9 protein-coding genes are annotated in these 12,979 nt (G+C 63.4%); 6 read left to right on the forward strand and 3 right to left on the reverse strand.

What is annotated here, in order from left to right:
• Nucleotides 1–16: 16 nt before the first annotated feature.
• The 3 genes from VI340_RS05110 to VI340_RS05120 all read left to right on the forward strand — a co-directional run bounded on the left by VI340_RS05110 (nucleotide 17) and on the right by VI340_RS05120 (nucleotide 2,762).
• Nucleotides 17–763 (forward strand): MBL fold metallo-hydrolase, encoded by a 747-nt coding sequence (locus VI340_RS05110; protein ID WP_336329643.1) that lies wholly within the window; start codon nucleotides 17–19, stop codon nucleotides 761–763.
• Between the two features lie 90 nt (nucleotides 764–853).
• Nucleotides 854–1,333: a hypothetical protein gene (locus tag VI340_RS05115; RefSeq protein ID WP_008309781.1), complete on the forward strand. Its 480-nt coding sequence runs from the start codon at nucleotides 854–856 to the stop codon at nucleotides 1,331–1,333.
• A gap of 145 nt (nucleotides 1,334–1,478) precedes the next feature.
• Nucleotides 1,479–2,762, forward strand: a complete 1,284-nt coding sequence (locus tag VI340_RS05120; protein WP_336329642.1) for an outer membrane protein assembly factor BamB family protein — start codon at nucleotides 1,479–1,481, stop codon at nucleotides 2,760–2,762.
• A gap of 26 nt (nucleotides 2,763–2,788) precedes the next feature.
• Here the strand turns inward: VI340_RS05120 and VI340_RS05125 are convergent, their stop codons facing one another.
• Nucleotides 2,789–3,895 (reverse strand): DNA topoisomerase IV subunit A, encoded by a 1,107-nt coding sequence (locus VI340_RS05125; RefSeq protein ID WP_004962323.1) that lies wholly within the window; start codon nucleotides 3,893–3,895, stop codon nucleotides 2,789–2,791.
• Nucleotide 3,896: 1 nt separating this feature from the next.
• On the reverse strand, nucleotides 3,897–6,287 hold the full coding sequence (locus tag VI340_RS05130) for a DNA topoisomerase VI subunit B (protein WP_336357929.1): 2,391 nt from the start codon (nucleotides 6,285–6,287) through the stop codon (nucleotides 3,897–3,899).
• Between the two features lie 139 nt (nucleotides 6,288–6,426).
• Between VI340_RS05130 and gyrB the strand changes: the two genes are divergently transcribed.
• The 3 genes from gyrB (at nucleotide 6,427) to VI340_RS05145 (ending at nucleotide 12,044) form a co-directional block, all read left to right on the forward strand.
• A complete protein-coding gene (gyrB, locus tag VI340_RS05135; RefSeq protein ID WP_008309773.1) occupies nucleotides 6,427–8,355 on the forward strand; it encodes a DNA topoisomerase (ATP-hydrolyzing) subunit B in 1,929 nt (642 codons plus the stop codon).
• Complete coding sequence (gene gyrA, locus VI340_RS05140; protein ID WP_008309771.1) at nucleotides 8,352–10,826, forward strand: DNA gyrase subunit A; 2,475 nt, start codon at nucleotides 8,352–8,354, stop codon at nucleotides 10,824–10,826. Before gyrB ends, gyrA begins: the two co-directional genes overlap by 4 nt.
• A gap of 171 nt (nucleotides 10,827–10,997) precedes the next feature.
• Nucleotides 10,998–12,044, forward strand: coding sequence for an FAD-binding oxidoreductase (locus VI340_RS05145; protein ID WP_008309769.1), 1,047 nt, complete (start codon nucleotides 10,998–11,000; stop codon nucleotides 12,042–12,044).
• On the opposite strand, the gene rocF is transcribed toward VI340_RS05145, so the two are convergent.
• The gene (gene rocF, locus VI340_RS05150) at nucleotides 12,045–12,959 is read right to left on the reverse strand and encodes an arginase (RefSeq protein ID WP_008309767.1); all 915 of its coding nucleotides are present in this window, start codon (nucleotides 12,957–12,959) and stop codon (nucleotides 12,045–12,047) included. It abuts the gene before it with no gap.
• Nucleotides 12,960–12,979: the final 20 nt, after the last annotated feature.

Here is a 12,979-nt window from a genome sequence, read left to right on the forward strand (position 1 = left end):
CCGAGAACGACCGTACATGACAGTCAGACACGACGGCATCACCGCGGAGTGGCTCGGCTACGCGACGCTGCGGCTGGAAGGCGAGGAGACGGTCGTCTACTTTGACCCCGGTCGGTACGGCGTCCTGACCGGCGAGTGGGAACCGGACACGCCCGGCGTCGGCCATCCGCCGACGCAGGACTACGCCCCCAAAGACGGGGATATCGTCTGTGTGACCCACATCCACCACTACGACCCCGACGGCATCCGCCGCGTCGCGGGCGAGGACGCCACCGTCGTCGCATTCGAGGGTATCAACGTCCACGCGACCGACCGCGACCTCGACCGCCTCGCCGACCTCGATTACGAGGTCCGCAAAGTAGGGATGGAGGCCGACGTGTTAGTCGACGACGTGCCCATCTGGACCATGCCGGCGTACAACCACGAGGACGGCCGGAACGTGAAAGACGACGGCAGCCCCATCCACCCGAAGGGTATCGGCTGTGGCTTCCTCGTCTCGCTGGACGACACCCGCGCGTTCTGGCCCGGCGACACCGACGTGCTGGACGGCCACGCCGAACTCGACGTGTCGCTGTTCGTCCCCACTATCGCCAAGAACTACACGATGAACCGCCACGAAGCCGCCGACCTGGCCGAGGAGATGGACCCGGACCTCGTGTTGCCGATGCACTACAACACGTTCGAGTCACTGGAGGCAGATTCCGGTGCGTTCGCCGAAGACGTCGCGAAACGCGGCGTCCCGGTCGTACTTGACGAGAACTGACTGGCGAACCCGTCTGTGGCGACCCGAGACGGTGGTCGGTCTATTTGTCAGTCAAAACAATATTGAAGGGTTCAGCAGAACACCACCGACATGGAACGCGCCAGTGACCGAGCAGGGGAAGCACGTTCCTCGGCCGAACGAACGCCCTCGCTCGGTCACCTACTGCTTGTCTGGCTCCTTGTCGGGCCGTCGCTGTGGTCCCTTGGTTCTGCCGTGGCCGATGCGATTCAGGCCGAACTGCCGCTGTCGACGATGGGAGCCGGCCTGCTGTTCGGAACGATAGTCGTCGTGTCGTTCTGGACCGCCGGCTTTCAGCCCTCACTCAGGGCCAGTTTCGGCTATTTTGTCGCGGAACTGAGTATCTATCTGGTCTTGGCTGTCGGGGTCGTTACGGTCTTCGTTCCGACCTTTACACCGTGGGTTACGATTGCTGTCCAACTCGTGTCTATCTGTCTCGCCGCGACGCTGGTGTTCACCCCGGTCGGTGCGAACATACGGAACTGGTTCCGGCGACATGTCCGCTCTCTGCTGAAACTACCGCCACAAGACCGGTCAGTCGATCGCGACTGATGGATTCTCGACCGAGCAAACGCGGATTCGTTTTGCCGGTCAGTCGTTCCGGGTAGTACACTAATTGCGCACCGGTCTCACCACGACTGTTCCCGTTTTCCACTCGACAGAAAACACTTACCGAGAGACAGGAGATGGACTCCTAATGCCCTCCTCCCGTCGGCGATACCTTCGTGGCTGTGTGGCGACCCTCGGACTGGCGTCCGCTGGCTGTCTCGGTTCGAACGGGTACATAGAGACTTCACCGATTGGAACTGAGACGACACCGGAATCAGAGGCTGGGACGGCCGCCCACAAGCGTAGCGGGGAAACGGAACCGTTTGTCGCCTGGCAGCAATCACTCGGTTCAGCGATCACTGCCCCGCCAGTTAGTACGGGGAGCGGTCTGTCTGTCGGGACTGAGTCGGGAACGGTCAAATCACTCGCAACTGCTGACGGGAGCCAGCAGTGGTCATACGACGCGAGCGACCCCATCCGCTCGCAGCCGCTACGCGTCGGGAACACCGTCTTCGTCGTAAGCGGGAAAGAAGGGCTGTACGAGGATCACATCGTGGTGGCACTCGACGCCGAAAGCGGCGCGAAGCAGTGGACGTTCTCGCCCGGAGAGTGGTGGCTGGAGTTGCTCGGCGCGACCGAGGAGATGGTGTACGTCGGGACCAACACCGACGCCCCGTCGAAGCAGGGACGGACGCTCTACGCGCTCGCTGTTTCTGACGGGTCGGTACAATGGTCCGGCGAAGTCGGTGACCAGTACGAAGGCGTCGTGCGCAACGGGACGATATACGTGGCGTCGTACGGCCGGTTCTACGCGTACGACGCTGAAAACGGTGAGCAACAGTGGGTCACTGACGTTTCCGACTACTACTCCCAGACGATGGTCGCCGACGACGACACGCTCTGTTATGCCGCCGACGTGGACGAGACCCGCGGCACGCTAATCGGCGTCGCTGCCGACACCGGTGAGACCGTCTGGAGACACGACGAGGGGTCCGTCGCATCGACGACACTTCACGATGGAACGCTCTATATCGGTGGCACACACGTCGCTGCGCTCGACCCCGCGAGTGGCGAGCAACAGTGGCAAGCGGAGCAGTCCGGCTACGTCCAACAAGCCCCGGTTCAGAACGGCGTCCTCTATGCAGGTGGTGACAAGATACGTGGCTACGACGGTAGCAACGGCGAACAGAGATGGACGTGGGAGCCCGACGTAGACGTTGAAGGGGTGGTGCCGGCAGCGGTCGTTTCCGACACCCTGTACGTGGACTCGTGGACGGACGGCGACCCGCGGAACCGATTCAAGTTCGCAGTCGACGCGACGGCCGGAACGAAACGGTGGGCGTTCGATGTCGGGAGCGACCTGACCGATCTGTCCGTCGACGAAAATGGGGCCTACGTCGCCGCTGCCGATACCGTGTACGCGCTAGAATAACCGAGAACGCTCCGTCGATGCCGTGCCTACAGTATGCCCATCTCGTCCAGCCGCTCGGGCAGATACGTCTCCGTCACGAAGTCCAGACCTCGAGACGCGAGTGCCTGCTGCTCGGCCTTCTTGTTGATGTCCAACTGGAGTTCGATCTGTTCTTCCCAGAAATCAGTCTGGAAGCGCGGGTCCTCCAGTTCGCTCTCTAAGGCGTTGACGTCGGAGTCCGACAGCGGGTCCGTCGGCAGTTCGTACTCGACAATGTCCTCCGGGCGGATGCCGATGAACTGGGCCTCGGGGGTCGCCAGATACTCAGAGAGGTGGGCACTCTTGATGGAGCCGTAGGAGACCGACCCGAAGATGCGGTACGACCACGGGTCACCGTCAGTGAACACCGTGACTGGCAGGTCGAGTTCGTCGTGGAGCCGTTTGATGAGCCGCCGGGTGGCCCGCGCGGGCTGGCCGCCGAGGTGGACGACCAGCGCGTCGTACTCGTCGTCGAAGCCGTTCTCGACGAGTCGGTCGCGCATGCCGCCGGTCTCCACGCAGAGGACGAACTTCGCGTCGTTGTCGAGGAACTCGATGGTGTCGGGGTTGTTCGGGATCTGGTAGCCGCCCTGTCCCACGTCGTCCTGACAGTGGATCTCGCGGTCGCCGCGGTTGGTCTGCTCGCGGAGGAGCAGCGGCCCCATCACCTTCGCACCGGACTCCTCCGGACGCATGTGGAAGTCCTCGCGTTTGACGTCGGAGACGATTTCGAGGTCCTCGATGAGGTTGTTCGACTCGTCCTGCGTGTTGAACTGGGCCTCGTCGAGGTCCCAGGACTCCGAGAGGTAGTACAGCTCACGCAGGGTCGACGAGCGGTCCTCCTCCAGTTGCTGGGAGAGGAAGTCGATGGTGTAGACGGCCTTCAGGATCTTCTCGGCCCCGGAGATCGTCTTGGCCGACCGCGTGGAGTTCCGGTCGCCGTACACCCAGACCTGCTCGTCCTCGTCGAAGACGATGTTCGATTTGGTCCGGGTGGGGATGGTCATCGTCGGCACCTCGCCGTCGGCGAACTGGTCGTAGAAGTCCGCCGCGAGGTCGATGAGTTGCTCGCGCGCTTCCTCGGTGTCGGGTGTGGTGTCTGAGTCGGTGCTCATATCAGGCGTTCACCGTGAGTTTCTCCTCTTCGATCCCGTCGACCGAGACGGTGAACTCGGCCTCGTCGGTCACGCTGTATTCGAGGACGGCGGTCTCGCCGGCCCCGACGGTCGGGGACCACTTGACGAACCACTCGCCGTCCATCTCGACGACGTTCGCGCCGTTGGCGACCTGCGGTTCGGCGGTGACGATGTCGGTCAGTTCCACGTCCGCGTTCGTGTCGTCGTTGTTCTCGATGCGGACCCGGACCGTGTCGTCCTCGACTTCGCGCTCGACGAGGACGTTGTTCATGATACGGGCCAGCGAGTCGTCGATGTGGAGTTCGTCGTTGTCGGTGACTTCGGTGAGCTTCTCGGCCATCTCCGGCAGGATGGTCGCGAGTTTGTCCTGCTTCTCGCGGCGCTGTTGCATCGACTGGCGCTTGTTCAGGTAGCTCTTGAGTTCGCGGGCGGCCTCCCGGATGGCGAGTTCGATCTCGTCTTCCATCTCGGGGACGTTCGCGATAGCGTCCTTGGACTCGCTGGTGAAGGGGACGTTCGTCGAGGCGACGTGGACCATGATGACGGCCGGCCCCTTCGGGATGCCGGAGCCGCCGGGCTGGTCGAGGTTGTAGTTGCGCCAGCGGATAGACTTCACCACGTCAGTCGTCGCACAGGCTCCGCGCTGATACACCAGCGGGACGCGGTTGGCGAACCGCATCACGTCAACGGTCCCCTCGCTTTCGAGTTCGCCGCCGTAGGCGATGCCGGCCTCGACGATGAACGGGTCGCCGCCGTGGACCGACGCGTCCCGCGTCGATGCGGCGTAGAAGTCCGCGTCGAACTCCTTGCGAAGGCCCTCTTCGACGAGTTCCGCGCTGATCGGGGAGAGGCAGTCCGTCGGCGGTGCGATGATGTCCGTCTCGCGCATCGCCGACAGCAGTTGGCTGGCGGTGTCGCGGTCGTCGGCGATATCGGCGACCTTCGGCGGCTCCTCCGGGACGCCCTCGGCGGCCGTCCAGAGCGCCTCAAGCACGTTTTCGCGGGCCGTGTCGCCGAAGGTGGCGTCGTCCTGCTCCTCGGTCATGTCAGCCGCGCGGTCGATGTACTTCCGGAGCTCGTCGCGGGTCAGCCGGTGGCGGCCGTCGTCGTCGAACTTGTCGGCCAGTCGGCTCGCCAGCCCCTCGATTGCGGCGTCGTCCTTGCGTTTCGTCGTCACGTCGTCGACGAGGGCGTAGAGGTCGCTGGATAGAGTGTCGCTGACGGCTCCCCAGGCGGCGTCGACGGCGTTCTCTCGAACCGTCGCGCCGAAGGTGGTGTCGCTGTCCGCTTCGGCGTCTTCGGCTGCCGCATCGACGATAGATTCGATCTCGTGGTACGCGACCCGGTCGCGGTCGTGGATGGCATCGGAGACAGCGGCGGCGAACGTCGCCGTGGTTTCAGCCCCTTTGTTCGCCACGGCGTCCTCGACGGCGGCCTCGATGTCTGCGTCCTCGCCGACTTTCGGCGGCTGCCAGGCCATGCCGCGGCCGTAGTGGCGGTCGTTGAAGTTCGCGATGACGCTGTCGGCGGTCTTCCCGCCGACGCGGGTGAACTCCTCCTGCATGAACCCAGAGACGGAGTAGGAGTCCGTGGCTTCGAGCATCTTTAGCAGGGTTCCCAGTTCGACGCCGTGTGGGTGCGGGCGTATCTCCTCGGTCTCGTCGGGGAGTTCGGCGCGCTCGGCCCGCTCGAACTTCAGGGATTTGTCCAGCCCCGGTTCGTCAAACTCGATGCGGGCGTGGGGGTTGACGACGGCGGTGTCCTGAATGTAGTCCCGCAGCGTCGACCGGGCCCGCATGTTGGCTTCCATCTCCAGTTCGATACGGGTCCCGTGGGGCCGTTCCCACGTCGTCGTCTCGTCGACGCTGATCTCGGGTTCGTTGGTGTCCGTATCGACGATGAGTTCGAAGTACTGTGCGTCGTCCTGGCCCTTCGGCCGGGAGGTGATTTTCGCCGGCTTGCCGGAGGTGAGCTGGGAGTAGAGGACGGCCGCAGAAATCCCGATACCTTGCTGTCCGCGGTTCTGCTCTCTGGCGTGGAAGCGGGAGCCATAGAGGAGCTTCCCGAAGATTTTCGGCGCCTGTTCCTTCGTGATACCGGGGCCGTTGTCCTCGACGACCAGCTTGTAGTAGTCGCCGGACTCCTGAATCTCGACGTAGATATCGGGGAGAATACCGGCCTCCTCGCAGGCGTCGAGCGCGTTGTCGACGGCCTCTTTGACGGCCGTGACGAGCGCCCGGGCCTCCGAGTCGAAGCCCAGCATGTGCTTGTTCTTCTCGAAGAACTCGGCAATGGAGATGGCCCGCTGGGATTCGGCCAACTCCTCGGCGATCCCCTCGCCCTCGCCGAGTCGCGACTGATACGAGGTCATTGTCGTGCGGTACGTACCCGCGTCGGGGTTAAAAGGTAATCGCCACCGGAGTGAAAGTAAACGCCGTCCCCGACAATCGCTGTCCCGCGCGCGTGCGGGAGCTTTATACGTCCCCCTCTATTAGGACGGGTAAGTTCCTATGTCAGGAGAGTCTGATGAGTACGGCGCAAAGTCGATCCAGACCCTCGAAGGGCTGGAAGCCGTCCAGAAGCGACCCGCGATGTATATCGGGTCGACGGACGCTCGCGGCCTCCATCATCTCGTCTACGAGGTGGTCGACAACGCGATCGACGAGGCGCTCGCCGGCTACTGTGATAACATCGACGTAACGATTCACGACGACGGCTCAGTCTCCGTCAGCGACGACGGGCGGGGAATCCCCGTCGATACCCACGAAGAGCACGGCCGTCCGGCCGTCGAGGTCGTGATGACGATTCTCCACGCTGGCGGGAAGTTCGACAACAAGTCCTACCAGGTCTCCGGTGGCCTCCACGGGGTCGGTGTGAGCGTCGTCAACGCCCTCTCGAAGTGGCTCGAAGTCGAAGTCAGGCGCGACGGCGCGCTCTGGAAGCAGCGCTTCGACCACGGTAAGCCCGAGTACGACCTGAAGAAGGTCCGCGACCTCGAACCCGACGAGGAGACGGGCACGACGGTCCGGTTCTGGCCCGACGACGAAATCTTCGAGACCGGCGAGTTCAAGTTCTCGACGCTGTCGTCTCGACTGCGCGAACTCGCCTTCCTCAACTCCGGTGTCGCCATCTCTATCATCGACGAGCGCGACGGCGAAACGGAGACATTTGCCTACGACGGTGGCATCCGTGAGTTCGTCGAGTACCTGAACGAAACCAAGGACCCGCTCCACCGGGATATCATCTACTTCGAGGACGAAGAGGAGATCGCGGAGGGGCCGGTCCAGGTCGAAATCGCCATGCAGGGGACCGACGACCTGCAGGGTTCGATTCACGCGTTCGCCAACAACATCAACACGCGCGAGGGCGGGACACACCTCACAGGATTCAAAACATCGCTCACACGGGTCGTCAACGACTACGCGACCGACAATAATCTGCTGAAAGACCTTGACGACACGCTCAAAGGCGACGACATCCGTGAAGGGCTGACGGCCGTCATTTCTGTCAAACATCCCGACCCGCAGTTCGAAGGCCAGACCAAGACGAAACTCGGCAACAGCGAGGTCCGCGGCATCGTCGAATCGGCGATGCACGACGGGCTGGCGACCTTCTTCGAGGAGAATCCCGATACGGCCGAAGCCATCGTCGGGAAGGCCGTCGAGGCCGCCAAGGCACGGAAGGCCGCACAGAAGGCCGAGGAGCTCACCCGGCGGAAGTCGGCGCTCGACTCGACCGCACTGCCCGGCAAGCTCGCGGACTGCCAGACGCGTGACCCCGAGGAAGCCGAACTGTTCATCGCCGAGGGTGACTCCGCGGGCGGCAGCGCCAAACAGGGTCGAAACCCGGATTTCCAGGCCATCCTCCCCATCAAAGGGAAGATTCTGAACGTCGAGAAACACCGGCTGGACCGGATTCTGGAGAACAACGAAATCCGGAACCTCATCACCGCGCTGGGGACCGGCATCGGTGACGAGTTCGACATCGACGACCTGCGTTACGAGAAGATCATCCTGATGACAGACGCGGATGTCGACGGGGCACACATCCGGACGCTCCTGTTGACGCTGTTCTACCGACACATGAAGCCGCTGCTGGAAGCCGGCTACGTGTACGCCTCCCAGCCGCCGCTGTACCGGATTCGCTACCGTGGAGACACCTACGACGCGATGACGGATGCAGAGCGGGACAAGATCATCGAAGAGAAGTGTGACGGCAACCCCACCCACGTCCAGCGGTTCAAGGGCCTCGGTGAGATGAACCCCGAACAGCTCTGGGAGACGACGATGAACCCCGACAACCGGATTCTCAAGCAGATCACCATCGAGGACGCCGCGGCCGCCGACAAGATGTTCAACATCCTGATGGGCGACGCCGTCGAACCGCGCAAGGAATTTATCAAGGAGCACTCGCCTGAAGCGGAGTGGGTCGATATATGAGTTCCGACGCTAACGACGCGAACGCCCCGGCAGAGCAGATCAAGCACGTCCGCATCGAGGACGAGATGGAGCAGTCCTACATCGACTACGCGATGTCAGTCATCGCGGGTCGAGCACTCCCGGACGTTCGGGACGGCCTCAAGCCCGTCCATCGGCGCATCCTCTACGCAATGCACGAGATGGGCGTCTCCTCGAACACCGCCCATCGGAAGTCCTCCTCGATTGTCGGCGACACGATGGGTGACTACCACCCACACGGCGGTTCGGCCATCTACGACACGCTCGTCCGGATGGCACAGGACTTCTCGATGCGGTACCCGCTGATCGACGGCCAGGGGAACTTCGGCTCGATGGACGGCGACCCCGCGGCCGCCATGCGGTACACGGAGGCCCGGATGGATCCCCTTGCCGAGGAGCTGCTCGAAGACATCGAGAAGGACACCGTCGACTTCTCCAGCAACTACGACGACCGCCTACAGGAACCCGACGTGCTGCCGTCGAAAGTCCCGAACCTCCTGCTGAACGGGTCCTCGGGGATTGCCGTCGGGATGTCGACCAACATCCCGCCGCACAACCTCGGCGAACTGGTCGACGCGACGGTCCAACTGCTGGAAAACCCCGACTGCACGGTCGAGGACCTGATGGAGCATATCAAGGGACCGGACTTCCCGACCGGCGGCAACATCGTCGGCCGCGACGCCATCTACTCGGCGTATGCGACCGGCCGAGGCCGCTTACGGGTCCGCGCCGAATACGAAGTCGACCCCGAAGAGGGGCGCATCGTCATCAGCGAACTCCCCTACCAGGAGAACAAGGCCCGCGTCGTCGAGCGCATCGCCGACGACGTGAACGAGGGGAAAATCGAGGGTATCGCTGACCTCCGTGACGAGTCCGACCGAAACGGCGTCCGAATCGTCGTCGAACTCAAGCGTGGGGCGAACATCGACGTGGTCGAGAACCGCCTACTCGACCACCATCTCGAATCCACCTTCGGCGTCATCAACCTCGCGCTGGTCGACGGCCAACCGAAAGTCCTCTCGCTGAAAGAGACCCTGCAGCACTACATCGACCACCGACGCGAGGTCGTCCGCCGGCGCTCCGAGTACGACCTCGCCGAAGCCGAGGACCGCGCACACATCCTCGAAGGCCGGCTAAAAGCGCTGGAAAACGTCGAGGACGTGGTCGAACTCATCCAAAACAGCGAGGACCGCGACGCCGCCCGAGCCGGTTTGCAGGAGTCCTTCGAGTTCTCCGAGGAACAGGCCGCTCACATCGTGCGGATGCAACTCGGCTCGCTCACCTCGATGGAAGCGACGGAAATCGAGGAGGAGTACGAGGACGTACAGAACACTATCGACTACCTCGAATCTGTCCTCAACAGCCGCGAGAAGCTCGACAGCGTCATCGCCGACGAACTGCAGGAAGTCAAAGACGAGTACGACGACGACCGCCGGACGAGCATCATCGAAGACGAGGGCCAGGTCACCCACGAGGACCTCATCCCCGAGGAGGACTGCGTCGTCGTCATCACCGAGGACGACTACATCAAGCGGATGCCGGTCGAGAACTTCGATCCCCAGAACCGCGGCGGCAAGGGGATCATCGGCGCAGACCCCAAGGAGAACGACCGGGTCTCGAAGGTGTTCCGGGCCAACAGCCACGACTACCTGCTCTGTTTCACCAACCAGGGGCAGGTCTACCGGCTCAAGACCTACGAGATCCCGGAGATGTCCCGTACAGCGCGGGGCAAGTCCGCCATCAACCTCATCGACCTCGACGACGGCGAGGAACTGACCGCCGTCGTCTCGACCGACGAGTTCGGCGAGGACGAGTGTATCACGATGGTGACCCGGAACGGCTACGTCAAGCGGACCTGCTGTTCGGAGTTCGAGAACATCCTTTCGACCGGAATCATCGCCGCCAAGCTCGAAGACGGCGACGAACTCATCGACGTGGACGTCACCGACGGCACCGGCGACCTCGTCATCGCCACGGAGGCGGGGATGACTATCCGCTTCAGCGAGAGCGAGGTCAGCGAGATGGGTCGGTCCGCACGCGGCGTCAACGGCATCAAACTGCAGGGCGACGACAGGGTCGCGGCGATGGTCGCCACCGACGGCGACGACCGCCGCTCGCTGTTGACTGTCACGGAACACGGCTTCGGCAAGCGCACCAAACTCGACGAGTATCGGACCCAATCCCGCTACGGCAAGGGCCTCATCGACATCAAGACCGACGACCGGAACGGCCGGGTGTCGACCGCCAAGGCCGTCACTGACGAGGACCATCTGGTCATCATGTCCGAACAGGGCCAGATTATGCGTATCCGCGCCGGCGACGTGTCCCAGGTCGGTCGGAACACCAAGGGTGTGACGATTATGGGTCTCGAAGACGACGACCGTGTGGCAAGTGTGACGGTCGTGCCGGCGGAAAGCGGCGAAGAGACGGACGGCGCGGCGTCAAGCCAATAGTAGCATACTCGGCGCTTGCGCCGAGTTTCACGCGAATCGCTTCGCGATTCGCGCCTTTTTCGCCCACGTTTTTCGAGGAGCCGTCCCCGCAGCGAGCAAAGCGAGCGAGGAACGGCGACGATGAAAAAGGTGGTGGGCCAGACATACCCGTGTCGGTGTCGTACCCCGTTTATGGACTTGCCCCGGCATCTCTCACAGCACGACCGGGCGGCGCAGTTGCCGCTGGTCACCGAGGACGCACGGGTGACGCTCGTCGAACCGATGGACCGTAACCGCAACAACGAGGTGTTGTCCGCGGTCCGCGAGCAAATCGCACCTGTTGGAGACCGGTCGTGGTTGGCGGCCGCCCGAAACGGCTCGACAATCCGGTGGTCGGCGTTGTTCGACCGCTTGCGCGATGCCGGGGCGTCGAAACGGCGGCTCGCGCGAATCGAGACGCTGGCCGAGCGCTTCGACCGCCCCTATCCCTCCCTGCTGCGACTGCGTGTTAAACCCGACGTAGACCTCGATTTCGCGCCCGGCCAGTACGTGACGCTCAGGCTTCACGGCACGCCGCGGGCGTACTCGCTGGCAAATTCCCCGAGCGAGGACGAACTGGAGTTCTGCATCCGACTGGTCCCCGGCGGGAAACTGACCAGTGGGCTGTTCGAACACGTCGACGTCGGCGAGGACGTCGTCGTTCGCGGGCCGAACGGCGACATGGTACTGGACCCGCCATCGAGCCGCGATATGGTCTTTCTGGCGACTGGGACCGGCGTCGCGCCGTTCAAGAGCATGATCGACTACACGTTCGAGCAGGGGCGGGACGTGGTCGACGGCGAGCCCCGCGACATCTGGCTGTTTCTGGGCTGTGGCTGGGAGGACGACCTGCCCCACCGTGAACACTTTCGGCGACTCGACGCCGAGTACGACCACTTCCATTTCGTTCCGACGCTCACTCGCGAACCGCTTTTGACCGACTGGGACGGCGAGACCGACTACGTCCAGTCGGTGTTCGTCAACTACGTCGCGAGCGACGCACTGGAGGGTGCGGACCTGCCGGCGCGGTTCGACGCCGTTCGGGAGCAGCGCCCCCAGTCCGGCGTCGACGCCCGCATTGATCCGGCGAACGTCGAACTGTACGCCTGTGGCATCAGCGCGATGGTATCGACGCTGGTCCGGGCCGCGCGAAGCGTCGGGATTCCCGAGTCCGAAATGCAGTACGAGGGGTTCGGATAGCTACAGCACGCGCTTGCCGAAGGCGCTGGCGACGAGCTCACAGGCCAGTTCTGCAGTGCGGTTGTGTTCGTCGAGAATCGGGTTCACCTCGACCATTTCCATCGAGCGCAGTTGGTCGTGGTACTCGGCGACGTACTCCATCGCGATGTGGGCCTCACGGTAGGAGACACCGCCGCGAACCGGCGTGCCGACGCCGGGAGCTTCTGTCGGGTCGAGCCAGTCGAGGTCGAGCGAGACGTGTATCCCGTCCGTCCCGTCAGTCGCGATTTCTAGTGCCTCCGCGACGACCTCCGGTGCGCCGCGGGTGTCGATATCCGACATCGTGAACGCGGTCACGTCACTCTCGTACAAACGGCGGCGCTCTCCGTCATCGACATCCCGTAAGCCGACGAGAACAACATTCTCCTCGCGCACCGCAGGGGTGTGGGCCCAGTCGTGGTCGGCAAACGCCCCGTCGCCGAGGACAGCCGCCAGCGACATCCCGTGGATGTTCCCGCTTGGCGTGGTCTCCGGCGTGTTGAAATCGCCATGTGCGTCAAACCAGATGACACCCAGTTCCTCATCATCACGGGCTGCGCCGACAATGGTCCCGATACCGATAGAGTGGTCGCCGCCCAGCACGAGCGGGAACTGGCCGTCCATGAGCGTGGCGTCGACGGCCGTTGCCACGTCTTCGCACACTTCTTTCGTCTCTCTGAAGAACTTGGCACGACCGGATGGGAGACCGCCCGCGTCCGGGTCGGATTCCTCCGGTCGCGGCACAGCGATGTCACCGCCGTCGATACAGTCGATACCGGCACTCGCCAACTGGTCGGCGAGGCCGCCGTACCGTATCGCTGACGGGCCCATGTCGACGCCGCGCCGGTCGGCGCCGAGGTCCATCGGAACGCCGAGGACGCGAACCTGTGTGTCCATACTCGTGCTTCGACGGGCCA

This window comes from Haloarcula sp. CGMCC 1.6347 (assembly GCF_037078395.1).
Lineage (GTDB): Archaea > Halobacteriota > Halobacteria > Halobacteriales > Haloarculaceae > Haloarcula > Haloarcula amylolytica.

What these genes read in the sequence shown, in the direction of transcription:
- VI340_RS05110 (WP_336329643.1), top strand. Translation starts at nt 17, where the DNA reads ATGACAGTCAGACACGACGGCATCACCGCGGAGTGGCTCGGCTACGCG.
- VI340_RS05115 (WP_008309781.1), top strand. Translation starts at nt 854, where the DNA reads ATGGAACGCGCCAGTGACCGAGCAGGGGAAGCACGTTCCTCGGCCGAA.
- VI340_RS05120 (WP_336329642.1), top strand. Translation starts at nt 1,479, where the DNA reads ATGCCCTCCTCCCGTCGGCGATACCTTCGTGGCTGTGTGGCGACCCTC.
- VI340_RS05125 (WP_004962323.1), bottom strand. Translation starts at nt 3,895, where the DNA reads ATGAGCACCGACTCAGACACCACACCCGACACCGAGGAAGCGCGCGAG.
- VI340_RS05130 (WP_336357929.1), bottom strand. Translation starts at nt 6,287, where the DNA reads ATGACCTCGTATCAGTCGCGACTCGGCGAGGGCGAGGGGATCGCCGAG.
- gyrB (WP_008309773.1), top strand. Translation starts at nt 6,427, where the DNA reads ATGTCAGGAGAGTCTGATGAGTACGGCGCAAAGTCGATCCAGACCCTC.
- gyrA (WP_008309771.1), top strand. Translation starts at nt 8,352, where the DNA reads ATGAGTTCCGACGCTAACGACGCGAACGCCCCGGCAGAGCAGATCAAG.
- VI340_RS05145 (WP_008309769.1), top strand. Translation starts at nt 10,998, where the DNA reads ATGGACTTGCCCCGGCATCTCTCACAGCACGACCGGGCGGCGCAGTTG.
- rocF (WP_008309767.1), bottom strand. Translation starts at nt 12,959, where the DNA reads ATGGACACACAGGTTCGCGTCCTCGGCGTTCCGATGGACCTCGGCGCC.